Source organism: Rhodococcus sp. ACPA4 (assembly GCF_002300185.1).
GTDB lineage: Bacteria > Actinomycetota > Actinomycetes > Mycobacteriales > Mycobacteriaceae > Rhodococcus_F > Rhodococcus_F globerula.
In genome coordinates, this window is sequence record NZ_NSDY01000001.1 from 2,902,765 (window position 1) to 2,920,950 (window position 18,186).

Consider the following 18,186-nt stretch of genomic DNA (forward strand, 5'->3'; position numbering starts at 1 on the left):
ATTGGAAACGCCGGCTGATCAGGTCCATCTAATTACGCGCACAACAAGAACGGCCAGGCTGAAGTTTACGGTGCGACGCCCCCTCCCACCACTTCAGGGTCAATTCTGGCACACCGCGGTAACCTCTGACGACCCCGAAAGTCAGGAGTAATTCGCAATGTCCAGCACCACATCGGGACCAAGGTCCGATGACGAATCCGAAGCAATAGATTCAACATCCACATCTACTACTCGGATTCGACGCCGCAGTCGCGTCAAGACGTCCAACCGTCGACGCAACATCGTTGCCGGTTCCAGTGCATTTGTGCTGGTTGTCGTCGCTTTTGGAGCCTGGATGGGCTACTCCGCCATCACAACAAAGAGCAATCTCGAAGCGGCACGCGATCACGCGCAGTCCACCAAGACGGCACTCCTCGCTGGCGACACGGAGGCCGCCGAGCAGTCTGCAGCCGATGCCGACAAATATGCGAGTTTGGCATATTCGGAGACGCAATCCCTCCCCTGGAGCATCGCGTCAGCAATCCCAGTCGTCGGCAGCCCGTTCGAGACCACCAAACAAATGACAGATGTGGTCCATGGATTGACCAACGACGTCCTCTTGCCTGCGGTCGATGCTGGAACCGCGCTTGCTCCTGGTGAATTGATTCAGTCAGGGGGCCAGATTGCGCTCGAACCATTGCGGCAAGCCACACCCGTTCTCGAACAGACAGCAGCCTCCGCGGCCGAGTTGTCGACCCGAGCGGCGGCCGTCCCGGAAGCCAACTTCATAGGCGCAGTTAACGATGCGCGCACCTCGTTAGTGGATCAAACTACTGAGCTGACTAACCTTCTGGAGAACACGGCGCTCGCGGCACGGCTCGCACCGACGATGCTCGGAGCCGACGGACCACGCAATTACTTCATCGGATTCCAGACAAACGCCGAGGCACGCGGTACAGGCGGACTGCTGGGCGGCTACGGAATCGTCCGTGTCGACGACGGGGCCGCGCGAGTCGAGACGTTGGCGCGCAACTCCGAGCTGAGCATGGACAACAGTCCAATAGACCTAGGTCCTGACTTTGCCGCTCTCTACGGAATGAGCCGTCCCACCACCGATTTCCGCAACAGCAACCTCAGTTCACACTTCCCCTACGCTGCACAAATTTGGCAGTCATTGTGGAAGCAGGAGTCAAACGGCGAGGTAGTCGACGGAGCTATCGCGATAGATCCAATTGCGTTGAGCTACATACTGAAAGTTGTGGGGTCGGTCACAATGCCCGACGGCGAAAAGGTTACAGCCGACAACGTTGTGGAACTCACCGAGTCAACGGCCTACGTCCGTTTCGCGGATGACAACAACGCGCGCAAGCAGTACCTGCAGACTATTGCCGCACTTGTGGTGGACAAGATGACCGGCAATATCAGCTCTGCAAGCGCACTTCTCGACGCTTTGGGTCGCGGTGTCTCCGAAGGCCGTATCGCCGTGTGGAGCTCACATCCCGAAGAGCAGGAACTACTTGCCACAACACCTTTGGGTCATACCGTGCCCACGGATGAGGCACCTTTTGCGGGTGTGGTGATCAACAACCAGGCCGGCAACAAGCTCGACTACTACCTGACGCGCTCGATCAACTACTCCGCTGACAGTTGCGAGGGCGGTACCAGGAGTTCGAAGATAACTGTCAGTCTCACCAATAACGCTCCGGCAGGCGATCTTCCGGACTATGTGGACGGCATGGTGGCGAATCCCAAGAACCTTCCTCAGGGCACCAACATGGCAGCTGTTTCGCTGCTCGCAACTCAGGGAGCGAAGTTGGAAAGTGTTGCGGTGGGCGGAAAGATCGCCTTCTCCGCAACAGGACTGGAACTTGGTCGCCCTGTTTTCATGACCTTGGCCGAGATTCCGAAGGGTCAAACGGTGGATGTTGTCTTCAACCTCAGCGAACCCACTGCGGCTGGTGAAGCGCGAGTGCCCGTGCAGCCGTTGGTAGATGACGCTACTGTGAACATCGACGTACCTACTTGCTAGATCAATAGATCGACGGGCCGCTCAACCCATTTGGGTGGCGGCCCGTCATTACTTTGGACAAACGCACGCCGCAGCGTCTGAAATGCCAAATGCAAAAGGCGCGTGCAATCAAATGTCCTGCCGCAGCGGTTGCCTGTGCGACTTGTCCAGTTTCAACTTCCGACGCCTCCTGTCTACCAGCGATTTCCGGCTGTCACCGAGCGACATTTCACGCCCAAATTGAGCGCACAGCAAATTTCGATCACACAGACGCCGAATCAAGAAGTTAAGACCCTGCGAAGGGCGACCAAGATCCGTTCCTCGCGGCAACAGTCTCCGCGTGAATGCAAGTCGCCCCACTGAAGCTGACAGTCAGGCGTGTGAAGAGACCAACAAATTCAGCGCGGCCTTACCTAAGCCAGTGGTGGTCCGATTCTTGTTCGACACACCATCAATGACGCCGACTAGGGCCGTCCCAAGCCTCTATAGGTCCAGCCAGCTGCACGCCATTGGCTGGGATTCAAGCAGTTCCGACCGTCAATTATCACCTTCTTCGCCACGACTGCGTCGAGGTCCGCCGGCTGAAGCTTGCTGAACTCTTGCCATTCAGTCAGCACGAGCACAACGTCTGCTTCCTCGCATGCATCTAGAGCCGTATTCGCGTAACTCAATGTAGGGAAAAGCGCGCGCGAATTATCCATCGCTTTAGGGTCATACACACTAACCGCGGCGCCTTGAAGCTGAATCTGACCGGCAACGTTCAAAGCCGGAGAGTCACGCACATCATCAGAGTTCGGTTTGAACGCTGCACCCAGCACAGCAACCCGCGCGCCAAGCAACGAGCCGCACGATTCCCGGGCCAGTTCGACCATCCGTGTGCGACGACGCATATTGATATTGTCAACCTCCCGGAGGAAGGTCAATGCCTGATCTGCACCAAGTTCTCCAGCGCGTGCCATAAACGCACGAATGTCCTTTGGAAGGCAACCACCACCAAAGCCGATGCCCGCATTAAGAAACTTGCGCCCGATACGCGCATCATGGCCAATCGCATCAGCCAAGACCGTCACGTCAGCGCCGGCTGCTTCACAAACTTCGGAGATAGCATTGATGAAGGAGATCTTAGTCGCGAGAAAAGCGTTGGCAGATGCCTTCACCAATTCCGCCGTCGCGAGGTCCGTAACGAGGAAAGGAATTTCTTCATCCAGCAGCTGCGCGTACACATCTCTCGCAACCTCTTCTGCCCGGCCTGGCCGGTTTCGGTCGACACCAAGCACCAAACGGTCCGGGTGCAACGTGTCTTTGACGGCAAAACCCTCACGTAGAAACTCCGGGTTCCACGCGACCTCGACGTCATCGCCTGCAGGGGCCAACTCTCGAGCCCTCAACGCCAAACGCTCTGCAGTGCCGACAGGAACGGTGGACTTGCCGAAAATTACCGCAGGCCGGGTCAACAGCGGAGCAAGCGTCTCGATGACAGCGTCAACAAATTTCATATCAGCTGCGAACTCACCCTTTTTCTGTGGGGTGCCGACTCCAATGAAATGCACATCCGCGAAATCAGCCGCCTCCTCGTATGAGGAGGTAAAGCGAAGTCTCCCGGCAGCGATGTTACGTTGGAGCACCTCTTCAAGTTCCGGCTCATAAAATGGCACTTCTCCAGCATTGAGCTTTGAGAGTTTCGCTTCATCAACATCTACCCCCAAGACCATATGCCCAAGTTCCGCCATACACGCGGCATGAGTTGCACCCAGGTACCCCGTACCGAATACCGAAATTTTCTCCGACATCACTCTCACCCGCACTTTCTCAAGAAATAATTCGACCGCAAACCGATGAAATTCGCTACAATCATAAGAAACCACTGGAGCCCATTGATGGAAAAACCCCCCAACTCATAGCGAATACTCATCTGAGGAGGCCTTCAAAAGGTAACACCTCTGTTTCGTCACCCTGACCGCCCTCTCACATATTCAACAGGGGCCGAATCAAAATTCGGGTTGGTTGCAACCATGTCTTTCTTCCCACAGAATTTCACAACCGCTATTCCCGAACAAATAATCAGGGTCAAGAGAATACCGTAATAGACATCAAAAGCGGATCCCCCTAGCAAGAACCTGAACAAAACAACCAGAATGATCGACAGCCAGAATTGTTTCCGATATCGAAGAACAAGAATTGCCATCCCGACCATAAAAAGGAAAAATAACGTCAACGCCATGGCGTACGATCCGGTGGCGAGAGTCAAGAACCCGACCGGTGACAGAAATTGGCCACTTGACTTGTAGCCGAGATATTTCGTGCTGACTTCCACAGAAATAGACCTGGGTTTGTCTTGCCAAATCGCTCTAGGGATGAAATTAGTAACAGGGGATAAAAGATCGAGAGGCCGAGCGGGTTCTGAATTAGAAATAGCCTTCGAAAATCTATAGCCATCCAGAGTGTCAATCCCAGACTGGAATGGCACTACAAGAGGATTCGCAGACATTTCCTCGATCAGCTGTACTGTACTATATCCCTCACTCCGAGTCAGATTAGCCCGCATTTCCGACATGAATGCAGCCACAAATATACCAACAATTACAAGTACAGAAAGGTAAAACAAGTTCTTTCGCCGATATATCTCACCCCTGGAAATAAATCCAACCAGAAGAGATATAAGAATCACGAGCAAAGGGCTTCGCACATTCTCAAAAACCAGAAAAGCGCCACCGATTACGAGCAGTAATCTTATAGACTTCTTCCCGAATCCGTTAAAGAAAGCGATAATAGAAAGTCCACAAACCAGCGATGTGCGCAAGAGGACAAAAATACCTTGCCCCTCGGCGCCACGACTATTCAAATCAGCAGGAAATATAATGGTCGCAACGACTCCCACAACAACGAGAAAGAATGAAACATACTTCCACGTTGAATCGGAAATCGTACTTTTCGGCAGAGGTTTAACGCGCAGAAAGAGTACGACTATCAATTCCGCACACGCTATCAACGCGACCTCAAGCGACCATCGTAGCGTCAATGATTCTATTTCCATCGACGTCGGCAGTCCAATTATTCCGGCACGCTCGATTTTACTATCTAGTTGACCGCTCGATTGCAGGTTTGCTGGAATCCAAAGGCATATAAGGTACATCCACGCACCCAAACCCGAGACCATTCCATATTCGAGCTGACCCCTTCGATATAGTCCAATTACTCTTATCGAAATCAAAGCGATAATCGAGAAGAATAGGATCTCGCTCGCCATTAATCGCCGCCTCCGTCAAAGTCCGTCATCGATTCGATACACTCAATCGGGCGGAAACTGAATTTTGCATGAATTCGTAGTGCGTTGCAGCCCAATGGTCGGTAGATCGCTCAATTTCGGCAGATTTTGAAATCGGTCGATTTGGCTGCGCGAGCGAATCAAGAATACTAACCCTCAGTGACTCTACTGTAGGGGAGAAAATCCCGCATCCGAGACTTTCAGCATCCAATGTCGAATGGCAATCCTCGGCCATCAATACGCGAACTCCAACTGACCGCGCCTCTAACATGACCAGTGGACACCCCTCGCGCGCCTTCCTGCCTGACGGTATAACAACCAGATCAGCGACATCATACAGAGCAGAGACATCATCAATTTTTCCCAAGAACTTCACATTTTCTGGCGCGGAAGGTTCAATCGCTACTCGGGCCGGCCCGTCTCCCGCGATCAAGAAGTCTATCTCCGGAAGCAAGGCTGCCGCTCTAACTAGCAAGTCGACACGTTTGTTCTCGTGTAACCGCCCGGCGAATAGCACTACACGCCTCTGATCAGCGGACTTAAATCCGTCGCGAAACGACACTGGCCCAGGGAAAGCGTTCGGAATCGTCTGCGCGGACATATTTTTTTCTTTAAGAGATTCTTTAACACCGTCACTTACAGAGATTATTTTCGCTTTCCGCGCCTGCCATGCAAGAATTCTTTCAGAGCCTGGAGGAAAATTGTCTGGAAGTGGTCCATGTTCTGTCCAAACGATAGGGTAATTTCGTCCCAGAATCCTTGGAAATATGAACTTCTCTTTCAAATATTGAACGTGAATCAAATCAGGATTAATTTCATTAACCGCGCGTATTATCATCGGGACAGTCTTGACTGATCTAACAACCTGACCAAAAAATGGTTGCCTTCGCGTAAGTTTGGGTCCTGCGCCCGCCGAATCAACCGGTCCCAGATCAGCAGTCCAACCTGGTAGTTGACCGATTAAATATGGCTCGACATCGTACCGCCTCCGCAGTTCCGAGTAAAGACGGTAGATATACTGCTCCGCGCCGCCTTCTGTCTCCGAACTTGCAATAATCGCAATCTTCATTTGCTGCTCCTCTACTCAACTAGTTTCGCGCGCGTCAGACATAGATAGATTTATAGTTGGCTCTGATCGAGCCTTCAACTTTGATACAAGGACCAGACCAACGCTAGCTGCCACAACACTACTTAGAAGAGATATATTTGCTGCCTTGACGCTAGTTATTTCATTCCAGAAAATTGCAAATGAGCACAATGTGACCGCCAAGGCAGAAAGAGCGATAATCGACGACAAGCCCGGATAACCTCGTCCGGCCACAACTGAACCAGCTACGATAGATATCCAACCCGCTACACTTGCAATAGCTAGAATACGGGTCGCTTGCACACTTGGAGTAAACGATTCCCCAAACACTATTGGGATAATTGGATTTGCCAGCATGAATACCAAGAACGATGCCGAAACGGATGCTACAAAAAACATTAGACACTCTTTCGCGATCAGCCTATTACCGTCGCCACGAGCAGCCTGGCGAAGAGAATTCCTCGACGCCAAGGCCGCCAACACTAGAGGAACCTCGGCTACAGTCACCGCAATTGCATAGTATCCAAGTTCCACACTTGAAGTTGTGGCGGGCATTAACAGTTGATCTAGTCTAGAACTAGCAATTGTGGCTATCGTCCCAGCTGATGCAAATAATGCATATTTCGCTATGGGCTGCACCCCGATATGTTTTCCTGCTTTGAACACCAACTTCAACGGAACGAACAATATTAATGCCGATAAAATAAATGCGAACAGCGCCGCAGCAGAAAAATATATTGCCGAAGCTGCCCCTAAAAGAGCAACAATAGCTACCGCAGAAAATCGAAGCAGTGCGAATGATGACCTTTCGAGATCTAATCTCTTCCAATCACCCAACCCTTGCCAGTACCCTCGCTTTATTTGTACGATTGCAGAGACTGCAATTACCGACCAGCACAACATAATAAAGCCGTAGTCGATTTCTTGGCGATCGCTCACAAATCTTCCATACCACGCCATTGCCAACATAACGACTGCTATAGGTATTATTGATAACTTTAGTGATACTAGAAATATCCGTTTTGGGTCGTAATCACGCGCGATAAAATAGGCCGCAGCTCCAGGAATACCAATGCTAGCAATGGCCCCCGCTACACTAATCGGTTGCATAATAGCCGCGAACTGTCCACGGCCCTCGGGCCCCATCGCATGTGCAAGAATCGGACCGCTCAATAGGCCAAGAATCGGACCGAGCCCGTACGCTAGAATTCCGCGAATTTTCTCCGACCGAGCGCTCGACTGAATTCCTTCAGTCGATATATTGTGGTCATCTTTTTTAATATGCTTGAAGCGGGAGGCTATGTTCATCTGGTTAATTCACCGACTAAGTTGCGTGCTTGAACTATTCGGTTCGACCACGAGTGATCCTGTGCAAAGTCAGTCCTCTCTCGTGCTGATTCCTTGGTGAAGGATGCGAGTGCGTCATGCGTCAAACGAATAAACTCGTCGCCATCACCGAGAGATACTCCCTTTGGCGCTCCGTGCACGACGCTTGTTATCGGCGTGCATACAACTTGCATTCCGGCGGCCAGGTATTCGTATATCTTAAGCGGGAATACCCCCGTTGTGTAATCGTTTCTCAAGTAAGGTATCAGCCCGACCATTGAACGACCACATTCTCTAGCGAGTTCCTGGAGAGAGAGGTTGCCCAGATAGTTAACATTGGAGTGCCCGAGAAGCTCCTGAAGTTCCTGATCGCTCTCGACTCCATCGATACTCACAGGGCCTGCCAGGGTCAGACTCACTCCAGACTCAGCAACCCTACGAAGAAGTTCGAAATCTACCTTTGTAGATGTCAAATTTCCTGCGAATACCGCGCGGTTTTCGCGCAATTCAACCTGACTATGTTTGAACGTTTCCACGTCGGCCACGTTTTCCCATAGCTGTACATCGCGGACCCCAATTGCGTTGAGATGCGAACAGACGCCAGCACTACTCGCGATAACGACGTCTGCCTGACGAGCTAGATTCTCCTCAGCCGAGAGAAGTACCGCTGTTGGTGTACCTGGCAGCGTGTGCAGAAGATCAACAGAGTGATAGACCACTTTCGCAAAATAGTTCTCCAATCCGTAGGTCAACGGAGAGAACGTCCACAGGACATCGTCGGGTTTTGGATTTATCTCAGAAACAATAGTCTTGGCAATTAGCTTCTTATTTATCCAGGCCGCAATTCGCGAACCGTGAAAAGGCAAGACCTTTGGAGAGACCACTTCCAGCCGCGCATACTTATCTGAAATGTCTTCACGTTGCTGGGAATTTACGCTTTTGAATACTTTCCCCCAGATTCGGCTAATGTCCGATCGATTAAACTTCGGGGAGCGTAACCCCATTGATTCGATGTAGACGACGTCCATCGTCTCGCAAAGTCCGACCGCGAGGTACTGCTTGTTTGTCCAAACCGGGCTTTGGAAGTCAGCAGTTGATAGAACGATTACCCTGGGAGCCATGTTATTTTCCTACTTCGTCTCGATCTGCGTATCGTGTCCAGGAACTCGATCATGCCCAACCCACGATGCGATTTCCTTTTTAAAACGATTTTCACTAAATTTGGTTGCCCGCCGCCGGCAGGAATCTCTGTCGATACCGGCTGCGGCCGATATTGCGGCTAGTAGCTCCTGCAAATCATCTGGATTGCAAAGTGCTCCAGATTCGCCATTTACCAGGCTTTCACCTGCGCCACCAACCCTGTTTGCAACAACTCGGCCCCCCGCCGCCATTGCTTCGACCGGCATGATTCCGAAGTCTTCGACCCCAAGAAAAGCGTACACAGTACATTGGTTATATAACGCATATAAAAGCTCGTCACTTACACGACCCAGAAACACCACTGGCGCATTCGACTGCTGAGCAATAGCTTTAAGGCGTTCCAGATCCGGGCCCGATCCCGCTATAACGACTGGAATCTTGGCTACTGAACCAGCGCGAATTACCGCATCCATCCTCTTGTATTCAACGAGCCTAGACGCCCCTAAAATGAATTCTCCCGGTAGGTCCTCAAGGGTCTGTGCATCCTGAGCGCCCAGTCGGTCGCGCCAGTCAGATTCCGACTGGATCTTCTCGACATCTACCGGCGGGTGTATAACGTTTGCCTCTACGCCCCAAGAAGACTCAATTCTCTCTCGAACAAAATTGCTATTGGCTACATACTTGTTTGATTCACTCGCTCGACGTCGATCAAGCGACCTGAATATCGGCGAGATGCTGCGAATTATTCGCGAATTCCCCCTGGAATCCAGTTCGGGGTTCCAGAGGTACCTCGCTGGTGTGTGAACATAAACGTACTTTTCGATGTCCGGGCTGTTAGTGAATCGGACATGATGAGCGAACAGATGGCTGCTGACGAGCGCCCAGTCATGCTCACCACGCATATAGCGCCACGTTAGCGGCATAACCGGAAGAGCTAATGCCTTACTGCGTCTCAGGGGCGTTCTAGATAACACACTCTCATTGATGTCGACACCTTTGAATCTGCCCGGTGCGTCATCCCATAGACAAAAAACATCCGTACCGGGGAACAGGTCAATGAAAGACTCAACGACCTTCTCCGCACCGCCTGTCGATTCGATCCATTCATGGACGATTGCGCCGGACATTCTTTCCTCAAATCTCTACTGACCGCAACGAAATGGGTTGAAGTCCTTTGGTCTGACGATCTGTGACATTCTGATCAAAATTGATTTCGCACACTGTTGTTCAGACTCTCTGGTCGACACAATCTTCATATCGCTAATCGTCATCGAGTCGAGTGTTCGTCGTCATCTTTCTATGTCACGTAATGTCAGCAAGTCAGTACGCCCCATCGCTTGCCACTACCGCCTTAAGCGTCTTCGCAACGATCAGTACGTCCCCCATCATCGACCAGTTGTCGACGTAGGAAAGATCCAGTCGCACAGTGTCTTCCCACGAGAGGTCAGAACGTCCACTCACCTGCCACAGTCCCGTAATTCCGGGCTTGACAAGAAGACGCCGGCTCACCGTACCGTCGTACGCCTCGACCTCTCGCCTCAGCGGAGGACGTGGTCCGACAACACTCATTTCGCGTCGCAACACATTAAGGAACTGCGGCAGCTCGTCGATCGAGAATTTGCGCATGAAGCGCCCAACCGACGTGACCCGAGGGTCGTCACGCATCTTGAACAGAACGCCGGCACCCTCGTTGTTCTTCATCAGTGCATCGACTTGCTTGTCTGCATTCTGGACCATCGAACGGAACTTCAACATTGGAAACGGTTTGCCGTCCAAGCCCATTCTCTCCGACCTGTACAAGACTGGGCCCGGGCTGGTCATCTTCACAGCCACCGCTGTAGCGAGCAGCACAGGGCTGATGAGAATCAAAATCATTGTGGCAAAGATGATGTCGAACGATGTCTTCGCAAACTTCTGCGCGCTGTGATAGCGCGGGCGTTCCACGTGGATCAACGGAAGGCCTGCAACCGGGCGCATCGAGAGCCTGGGGCCTGAGACATCCAGAATGCCTGGCGAGACAACAAGATCTACTCTCTTGCCCTCGAGATCCCAGGCAAGTTTGCGCATTCCGTCCAAGCCCAAGTGCTCGGTCGCAGTGACGGCGACGGTGTCTGCACCCACCACATCAAGGGCACGGGTGACATCGTGTTCGTCGCCTAAGACCGGGATACGTCGGCCTCCGACCGTGATCACATCGTTCATGTCACTGTTGTGGCCCGGTGTGCAAACACCAACCACCCTGAATCCGTCAGCCGATCCGCGCTCGAAGTTCTCCGCCAGATTCACCACGGCGTGACGATTTCCCACAACAAGCACCGAGGTTCTGAATTCACCCCGCGCACGTCGACGGGCAATAATTCGTCGCCAGAACCAGCGGTCGGCCATCAATGCGATCATTCCGACGGGGAAAGCAAACGCCAGATAGAGGCGTGCGATGTCAATCTGAAGGAGCAGGCTGCCTATCGCGATCAATCCGAAGAGTCGCACCGTGCTGACAAAGATTCGCCGATACTCTTCGGGCCCGCTCCCTATCACTCGGATCGACCTAGTACGGAAGATGCTTAGCGTCGCGATCCACGCAACGATCAATACGAGTGAGACGGCGGTGTAACTGTAGTTTCCTATACCGCTGGTACTCACGCCGCCTGAGTCCGCACCGAAACGGAACCACTGAGCAAGAAAGACCGCTGTGACAATAATTGCCGCGTCACTGACGGCCAATCGTCGAACGTAAGCCGCTTGCCATCGATGTCGCGAAGACACCTCCGACTGTGCGTCAGGCGCCACCGTTTGAACGTCCGGCGCCACCGCACGAGGGCTCGTCCGAGACCCTTCGCTTTCGTTGAGCGCTGTCACGTGTCAGCTCTCCTTCCTGGTCAGGAAATTTCCGAATCAACTACTCTTCTGAAAAGTGCTCGAAACAATCCGAAATCGCCTGACCACCAGACCCGACTCGAGCAAGCGCCCCGCACATCGGCTTCACACTGATTGATCGTATTCTGCGGCTGTCCGTTACGTACCTTGCGGAATCTATTCCACCACCACCCCGCAGCTGGATCAAATCTAACAACGGCGCAGGTCGACGGTGGTGATCCAGCTCAAGCACACACTTCGCCCAAAACGGCAGATCGCCGAGCATCCTGTTTTATGTGTCAGGTCACTCGATTGCTGTGTCGACCTAATTCCACCGCATCTAGCTACATCTCAGCAAATACCGGAGCTTTCCCGCCTTGCCTGCGTGGCAGCAGTGTGCCGACTAGTTGCCAGTCACGTAAACAGCGGAGATACATGCAGATCAAGGCCTTATCCGTCGAACAAACTGTATTCGTGACTGCACGAACGGGATACAGACCAAATCACCCGAGAAGTTTGCGACCTTTGTCCCGTTTCAGTTTTTGACCATTCGCGGGCGATAACTACGGCTATCCAGAAGCGAATGAACCGATACTGCAAAGTCCAAACCGCACGACTCCGACGATTCCTGCTGGACGATTGTCCATTTAGCGTCTATATTATTTTGCTCACACTGCTGTCGGAATCTCACGATGTGAAATGATGGCGAATTCAAGTACGCACTTCACATGATTGCGGACGGACGCGATCATGTTCCACCAAGCCAATGATCGGACAAATCGCCTTTGTCTGGTACGCGAAGTTTGCAGTACCCCGAGATGCGTCAACCCGAAAGTTGCCTAGCATTGAAAGTTCGGGATTGCACCTCACGCGTTAGCAATGCTGACCGAAAGTAACCACCTTTAGGGACTTACGTCCCTAAAGGTGCATGTAATCAATCAGGGTGAGTACACATCCGAGATAGACATTCCGCGCTTGAGCTTGGAGGCGCGAACTTCAGCGCGTACCAACTTGATGGGAGGCAGTCGGCCGGCGAAAACGCCCATGTTGTCCGATTCGTGCGTCGCGCAAAATCGCGTAAGGTCAAAATTCGGACATACACCCGAAGACCCCCAACGAGGTCCGCAATCCGGTTCGTTGACCAGTCACGCACACCGGCGGAAACTCGCTCACCGCTCGAATGGGACTACACACCTTGAAGATCAGCACTATCCGCGCTGAGTCGGGAATTGTTCCGCGGCTCACGGTCCGTTGGTTGATGATCGCAGCAGCCACAATATTTGCGTTCTGGCCAACGTGGAACAACCTGTGGCGCAGCACAGTCGATGGCACCGCGATTGGGTTTGTATTTGTACTGCCCCTGCTGTGTGTTGTTGCGGCTGTGGGTACAGACCTCAGGCGGGGTCCCGAACTCCCGATCCATGATCGGGAAACGGACAAGATCGTTGGCGGCATCGGCTTACTCGTCGCGCTTGGTATGCAGGCGCTGCTGATGCCGCGATTCGGGGACAACTACGAGCTGATGCACATCGATGCGTTGGCGGCTTGGGTCTTTGTCTGGGGCGCAGCAGTTCTCATGTTCGGACTTCGCCCCGTCAATCGGTACTGGTTGATCTGGCTGACGCCCATGGTTTTGAGCCCGCTTTTCTACCGAACGTTGGCAATCGAATTGGGCGGTACTCGGTTCGACTACAGCGTCATCATGGTTGTTGTCGCCTCCACGGCCACCACCATTGCCGTCAGTCGAAACTGGCGACGAGGTTTGGTTGCCTTCTTGATCTCCATCGCCCTCGGCACTGCCTTGGTGTACTACTTGTCGAACCAGTTTCCGACGGTTCCGCTATTTCTGGTTCAACTATTTCCCGCAGTCGGAACTGCGCTGCTGGTCGGCGCTATCTTCTATCTGTATCAACGCCGCGGCAAGTCGCTAAAACCTTTCGATCGTCCGCTCCGCAAGCCGTCAACCAAAACCAGCGACTGGACCATCCTCTTCGTGTTCGGCGTTGCAATACTGATCGCCCTCACACCGCTCCCCAATGCCGACGATATTCCGATTTCCCAAGGCCCACCGGCCACTGCGGATCCTCGATTGGTGGTACCGGCGGGGTGGAGTCAAATCTCCACTGAAGAGTTCGATTGGCCGCAGCGGTACTTCGGGTCTACATCCACGCTGACGCGACAGACAATTCGCGCCGATACGCCAAATCCCGCGTGGGACGCTCTCATGCGCCAGCGCACTGTACAAATGGATGTTCTGCAGGTCCGTCGTGCAGCTACCCTCTCTGTTTACCCGAGCAGTGCCACATACGAGTTGCAGAACGCGCGGGTCAGCCCCACTGTGCAGGTCGAACTGACGCGCGGTGTCGTGGCCGAGATGTACACCATCGTCGACGACGCCCTCCTTCTCACTTGGAGCAATCTCAACTTCATCTGGACCCGTGGCGACGGTGCCGCACAACGCGTCAGTCTCATCACCGTCGACAACCACGAACCGGACGCCTATTTCCCGGAGCCGAGTCCGTCGATGGCCTCGAATGGCGGCAATAGTCTCGCTCTGCTCTTACGAGGGAAAAGCTCAACCGAGGACAACGAATCACAGTACAAAGACCTCGGGATGCTCGAGGCATTGGGACGACACATCGTGGAGGCTCAACAATGGTGAATACCGATCTCCTGGTGCACGGAGACAAAGCCTCCGACGCATTCAAAGCTGCTGCCCTCCATGACGCAGTGAATGGTCTGCGTGAGCGCAAGCCGATTTCCTCTGCCTCGGTGGCGTTCTACCCCTGGCAGCGCAATGTCCTGTTCGCGCTTCTCGCGGTCGCAATCTTGTGCCTGATCTTTTTCCTCACTCCCACTCTGATCACCCTCACTCTGCTGTGCACGCTCGGGTATGTCTGGACGATGGTTGATCGGCTCATCCTCTTCATGCGGGGCCTGGACGCATCGGCCATTATGACGATCAGTGACGAGGTGGCACTTGCCCTTACCGATGACGAACTGCCGCTCTATACGATCCTGGTGCCCGCCTACAACGAACCAGAGGTTGTCGGTGATCTGATCGCAGCTATGCGTGCCATCGACTACCCGAAGGAAAAACTCCAAGTTCTCCTCCTTCTCGAGGAAGACGACATGATCACCATCGAAGCCGCTGAATTGGCCGGCGTCGACAAAGTAGTCAGCATCTTGAAAGTCCCAGCGGCGGATCCACGCACCAAACCGAAGGCCTGTAACTACGGACTTCATTTTTCCACGGGCGAGATCATCACGATCTACGACGCCGAGGACTCGCCAGATCCACTTCAATTGCGCCGAGTAGTAGCAACTTTCGCTCAGTTGCCGGCAAATACCGCATGTGTCCAGGCGAAACTCGCCTTTCACAACGGCACACAAAATCTGCTGACGGCATGGTTCACCGCTGACTACGCCCTGTGGTTCAACTTCATCTTGCCCGGCCTCATGCGAAGCAACTCCCCCATTCCCCTGGGTGGGACATCAAATCATTTGCGACGCAGCGTGCTTGACGACATTGGCGCCTGGGACCCGTTCAACGTCACAGAGGACGCCGACCTCGGTGTGCGGATCGCTGAAAGCGGCTACCGCACAGCCGTCCTCAACTCGACAACACTCGAAGAGGCGAACAGCGACACAATCAACTGGATCCGTCAGCGATCCCGCTGGTACAAGGGCTACTTGCAGACTTGGCTGGTTCACATGCGCCAGCCGGTGAAGCTGTGGCGCGGGATTGGGACCGTCGGGTTCTTGCGATTTACCATCCTGATGGCGGGAACGCCGGTGGTTGCCGCACTGAACACGATCTTCTGGCTTCTGAGCCTGGGCTGGATTCTCGGTCAACCCGCGATAATCCAACAGATTTTCCCCAGTTACGTGTACTTCCCGGCCCTCGCGTCGCTCGTCTTTGGAAACGCCGCTGTGATGTACATGAATCTTGTTGCGTGTCGCGAGACGCGGAATGCCGCCCTGTTGATTGCGTGCCTGACAGCGCCACTGTATTGGGTACTGATGAGCATCGCCGCGATCAAGGGCACCTACCAATTGATTATGAACCCGTCATACTGGGAGAAGACGTTTCATGGTCTGAGCAACTGATTCTTCCGACCGCACGCACACAAACAACTCCGCCCGGGACGATGTCCCGGGCGGAGTTGTTTATCTCAGTAGGTAAGTTGCGGGTCTGGTTGGCGAAGACGCTCCTCCAGCCAGATTCGCAATTCCGGTCCGTATTCTTCGCGCCCCAGTGCATGGTCAAGTGAGGCTCGTAGGAATCCGCCCGGGTTTCCGAGATCGTGACGCGATCCCCGGTGCACCACGACGTGGACGGGATGCCCCTCACTGATCATCAAGGCAATCGCGTCGGTCAACTGCAACTCACCGCCCTTACCCGGTTTGATGGAGCGCAGGGCGTCAAAGATCTTGCGATCCAATAGATACCGGCCAACAGCAGCTAAAGTTGAGGGCGCACTGTGCGTATCCGGCTTCTCCACCATGCCAACGACCTTGAGAACGTCAGGGTTGTCGGAGTCTGGCTCCACGTCAAAAATTCCGTATGCACTGACTTCATGTCGCGGCACGTCGAATGCGCAGAGAACAGATCCTCCGCGCTCATCCCTGACCCTCGACATGGCCTCGAGCACCCCACCGGGATGCACTAGATCGTCCGGAAGCAGAACCGCGATGGCGTCCTCGTCGGCGCCGAGAACCGATTCCGCCAGGCCGACGGCGTGCCCCAAACCGAGAGGAGACTCCTGAACAACAGGTTCCACCGAGATCAACCCCGGCGCCTTTCGGACCCGCTCCAGGAGATGATGTTTTCCCGCATCCTGCAATCTGTTTTCGAGCACAACATCTTCCAGGAAATGCGCCATGACACCCGCTTTTCCGGGCGCCGTGACGATAACCAAACGTTCCACTCCCGCAGCAGCAGCCTCACTGGCGACCAATTCAATCCCCGGTGTATCTACCACCGGCAGAAGCTCTTTGGGAACCGTTTTGGTGGCCGGCAAGAAACGAGTGCCAAGCCCAGCTGCCGGCACCACCGCAGTCTTGATCGAGGATGATCGCACTGTAGTCATCATTTACCTTTCCTGATGCAGACTCATTCATCTACACGCCACTGATGTTTCATCCACACACCACTGATGCCGCGCGGATCTCTTCGATGAGTGCCTATCGGATTCTGAGCTGCACGTTGCAAACTACTGCGAAACATACGTCAGTTTTGCAATACATTACACCGGCTCCGCTTCATGAAGGAAGCTACACAATTCCCCAAAAAGCCGCCGAAAGAACTAGTGCCCCTGGGACCTTAGTCCCAGGGGCACTATTAGAATTCGGAGCTTCTCAGCCCCATTCGGCTTCAGCCGCGACAACTCCATATAGCGGGTCGTCGTAACCGATATCCATGGTGCATTCCGTCGGACGAGGATCCGGCACAAAGGCCCACAGCAACGCCCCGGCGGTGCCGGCTGTCTTCTGACCCGCAATCTTGTCGCCGATGTGTGTCGCCCGAGTTGCGAGAGGCTCACAGCTACCGGCCAATTCACCGATTTCGGCCACCAACAGCGGTTTTCCTGCCGCAGTGGCCTGGGTAATGCGACGCGCCAGTCCATTCCACTGGTCACCGGGAAGAGCAACACCATCAGCGCCGTAATCGTGGTACTGAACAACGTCGACGTAGGGCGACTCGCTGACGTACTGGTAATCGTCACCGCCGGTGCCACATTGGCCGCCGCCGAGAAGCCCAGCCGTAATCAAGGTCTTGGGATCGAGCGCCCGCACTTCTGCACCAGCCGCGTCGTAGAACGAGCGCAGAATCTGCGCTGTGTCGGACGGGCACGTCCTGGTCCACCAATTGCACGCCGTGTCGGTGCATAGGCTCGGTTCAGGTTCTCCCACCAATTCCCACGCCGCCAGCGACGGAGAGTCTTTCCACCTGGCAACTGCTATATGCATCCAGTCCTGAAAGCTGATCAGCGACTTCGCAGCGTTGGCGTCGAAGTCTTTCCAACCATCTACGTACCAACTACGTTCCTTGAAATTTTCGTCTTCGCACGCTCCGTCCTGCGGCGAGAGGACGGGCAGGATCATCTGGTTGTGATCCTCAGCTGCGGCGAACACCGCGTCCATAGGTCCAAAATCCAGCTCACCCGTGAACTTGTTGATCGCCAAAGCCTGAAACAGATTGAAACGCGTCAGAGACTTTGCCGGCAGCGATCCAAAATAGTCGTCGAGATCGACCATCGCACCGCAACCCCAGTTCACCCCCCAATCTGTGGCGAGCTGATAGGCATTGAATCCTGTTGGCCACCAATCTTGTCCGTCGAGCTTCAATCCATCGACGGTGGCGGTGACGCGGGCTCCCGGTTGCGGGGCCGCATCCACCGTGCGTGCGGCCACGCCACTCACGGTGAGAACGGTAGCGGCACTGACAAGAACTGCGGCCACTCGACGCCACACAGACGTTGGAGGTTTCATTTTATTCACTCTCGGAGACATGTTTACCCATCG

At 53.9% G+C, this 18,186-nt stretch carries 12 protein-coding genes; 3 read left to right on the forward strand and 9 right to left on the reverse strand.

The genetic code is table 11. From position 1 onward, the window contains the following. Window positions 1-157: 157 nt before the first annotated feature. Window positions 158-2,008 (forward strand): DUF4012 domain-containing protein, encoded by a 1,851-nt coding sequence (locus tag CJ178_RS13140; protein WP_095886858.1) that lies wholly within the window; start codon window positions 158-160, stop codon window positions 2,006-2,008. Window positions 2,009-2,451: 443 nt separating this feature from the next. Here CJ178_RS13140 and CJ178_RS13145 read toward each other — a convergent pair whose 3' ends face one another. The 7 genes from CJ178_RS13145 to CJ178_RS13175 all read right to left on the reverse strand — a co-directional run bounded on the left by CJ178_RS13145 (window position 2,452) and on the right by CJ178_RS13175 (window position 11,613). Then, the gene (locus CJ178_RS13145) at window positions 2,452-3,777 is read right to left on the reverse strand and encodes a UDP-glucose dehydrogenase family protein (protein WP_095887963.1); all 1,326 of its coding nucleotides are present in this window, start codon (window positions 3,775-3,777) and stop codon (window positions 2,452-2,454) included. Between the two features lie 158 nt (window positions 3,778-3,935). Next, window positions 3,936-5,234, reverse strand: coding sequence for a hypothetical protein (locus tag CJ178_RS13150; protein ID WP_095886859.1), 1,299 nt, complete (start codon window positions 5,232-5,234; stop codon window positions 3,936-3,938). A 25-nt stretch (window positions 5,235-5,259) separates the two neighbouring features. After that, entirely contained in the window at window positions 5,260-6,321 is a 1,062-nt protein-coding gene (locus CJ178_RS13155; protein ID WP_095886860.1) for a glycosyltransferase, read from the reverse strand. A 15-nt stretch (window positions 6,322-6,336) separates the two neighbouring features. Then, entirely contained in the window at window positions 6,337-7,647 is a 1,311-nt protein-coding gene (locus CJ178_RS13160) for an oligosaccharide flippase family protein (RefSeq protein WP_095886861.1), read from the reverse strand. Then, window positions 7,644-8,786 (reverse strand): glycosyltransferase, encoded by a 1,143-nt coding sequence (locus CJ178_RS13165; protein WP_095886862.1) that lies wholly within the window; start codon window positions 8,784-8,786, stop codon window positions 7,644-7,646. The genes CJ178_RS13160 and CJ178_RS13165 overlap by 4 nt, the downstream gene beginning before the upstream one ends. A gap of 9 nt (window positions 8,787-8,795) precedes the next feature. Continuing rightward, window positions 8,796-9,932 (reverse strand): glycosyltransferase, encoded by a 1,137-nt coding sequence (locus CJ178_RS13170; RefSeq protein ID WP_095886863.1) that lies wholly within the window; start codon window positions 9,930-9,932, stop codon window positions 8,796-8,798. A gap of 193 nt (window positions 9,933-10,125) precedes the next feature. Next, window positions 10,126-11,613 (reverse strand): sugar transferase, encoded by a 1,488-nt coding sequence (locus CJ178_RS13175; RefSeq protein ID WP_095886864.1) that lies wholly within the window; start codon window positions 11,611-11,613, stop codon window positions 10,126-10,128. Window positions 11,614-12,838: 1,225 nt separating this feature from the next. Between CJ178_RS13175 and CJ178_RS13180 the strand changes: the two genes are divergently transcribed. Next, a complete protein-coding gene (locus CJ178_RS13180) occupies window positions 12,839-14,320 on the forward strand; it encodes a hypothetical protein (RefSeq protein WP_095886865.1) in 1,482 nt (493 codons plus the stop codon). Then, window positions 14,314-15,768, forward strand: coding sequence for a glycosyltransferase (locus CJ178_RS13185; RefSeq protein ID WP_095886866.1), 1,455 nt, complete (start codon window positions 14,314-14,316; stop codon window positions 15,766-15,768). Before CJ178_RS13180 ends, CJ178_RS13185 begins: the two co-directional genes overlap by 7 nt. A 65-nt stretch (window positions 15,769-15,833) precedes the next feature. On the opposite strand, the gene CJ178_RS13190 is transcribed toward CJ178_RS13185, so the two are convergent. After that, a complete protein-coding gene (locus CJ178_RS13190) occupies window positions 15,834-16,751 on the reverse strand; it encodes a UTP--glucose-1-phosphate uridylyltransferase (protein WP_095887964.1) in 918 nt (305 codons plus the stop codon). A 268-nt stretch (window positions 16,752-17,019) separates the two neighbouring features. Next, window positions 17,020-18,153, reverse strand: a complete 1,134-nt coding sequence (locus CJ178_RS13195; RefSeq protein WP_051730636.1) for a cellulase family glycosylhydrolase — start codon at window positions 18,151-18,153, stop codon at window positions 17,020-17,022. Window positions 18,154-18,186 lie beyond the last annotated feature (33 nt).

What these genes read in the sequence shown, in the direction of transcription:
- CJ178_RS13180 (WP_095886865.1), top strand. Translation starts at nt 12,839, where the DNA reads ATGGGACTACACACCTTGAAGATCAGCACTATCCGCGCTGAGTCGGGA.
- CJ178_RS13195 (WP_051730636.1), bottom strand. Translation starts at nt 18,153, where the DNA reads ATGAAACCTCCAACGTCTGTGTGGCGTCGAGTGGCCGCAGTTCTTGTC.
- CJ178_RS13170 (WP_095886863.1), bottom strand. Translation starts at nt 9,932, where the DNA reads ATGTCCGGCGCAATCGTCCATGAATGGATCGAATCGACAGGCGGTGCG.
- CJ178_RS13145 (WP_095887963.1), bottom strand. Translation starts at nt 3,777, where the DNA reads ATGTCGGAGAAAATTTCGGTATTCGGTACGGGGTACCTGGGTGCAACT.
- CJ178_RS13165 (WP_095886862.1), bottom strand. Translation starts at nt 8,786, where the DNA reads ATGGCTCCCAGGGTAATCGTTCTATCAACTGCTGACTTCCAAAGCCCG.
- CJ178_RS13140 (WP_095886858.1), top strand. Translation starts at nt 158, where the DNA reads ATGTCCAGCACCACATCGGGACCAAGGTCCGATGACGAATCCGAAGCA.
- CJ178_RS13190 (WP_095887964.1), bottom strand. Translation starts at nt 16,751, where the DNA reads ATGACTACAGTGCGATCATCCTCGATCAAGACTGCGGTGGTGCCGGCA.
- CJ178_RS13155 (WP_095886860.1), bottom strand. Translation starts at nt 6,321, where the DNA reads ATGAAGATTGCGATTATTGCAAGTTCGGAGACAGAAGGCGGCGCGGAG.
- CJ178_RS13160 (WP_095886861.1), bottom strand. Translation starts at nt 7,647, where the DNA reads ATGAACATAGCCTCCCGCTTCAAGCATATTAAAAAAGATGACCACAAT.
- CJ178_RS13185 (WP_095886866.1), top strand. Translation starts at nt 14,314, where the DNA reads ATGGTGAATACCGATCTCCTGGTGCACGGAGACAAAGCCTCCGACGCA.
- CJ178_RS13150 (WP_095886859.1), bottom strand. Translation starts at nt 5,234, where the DNA reads ATGGCGAGCGAGATCCTATTCTTCTCGATTATCGCTTTGATTTCGATA.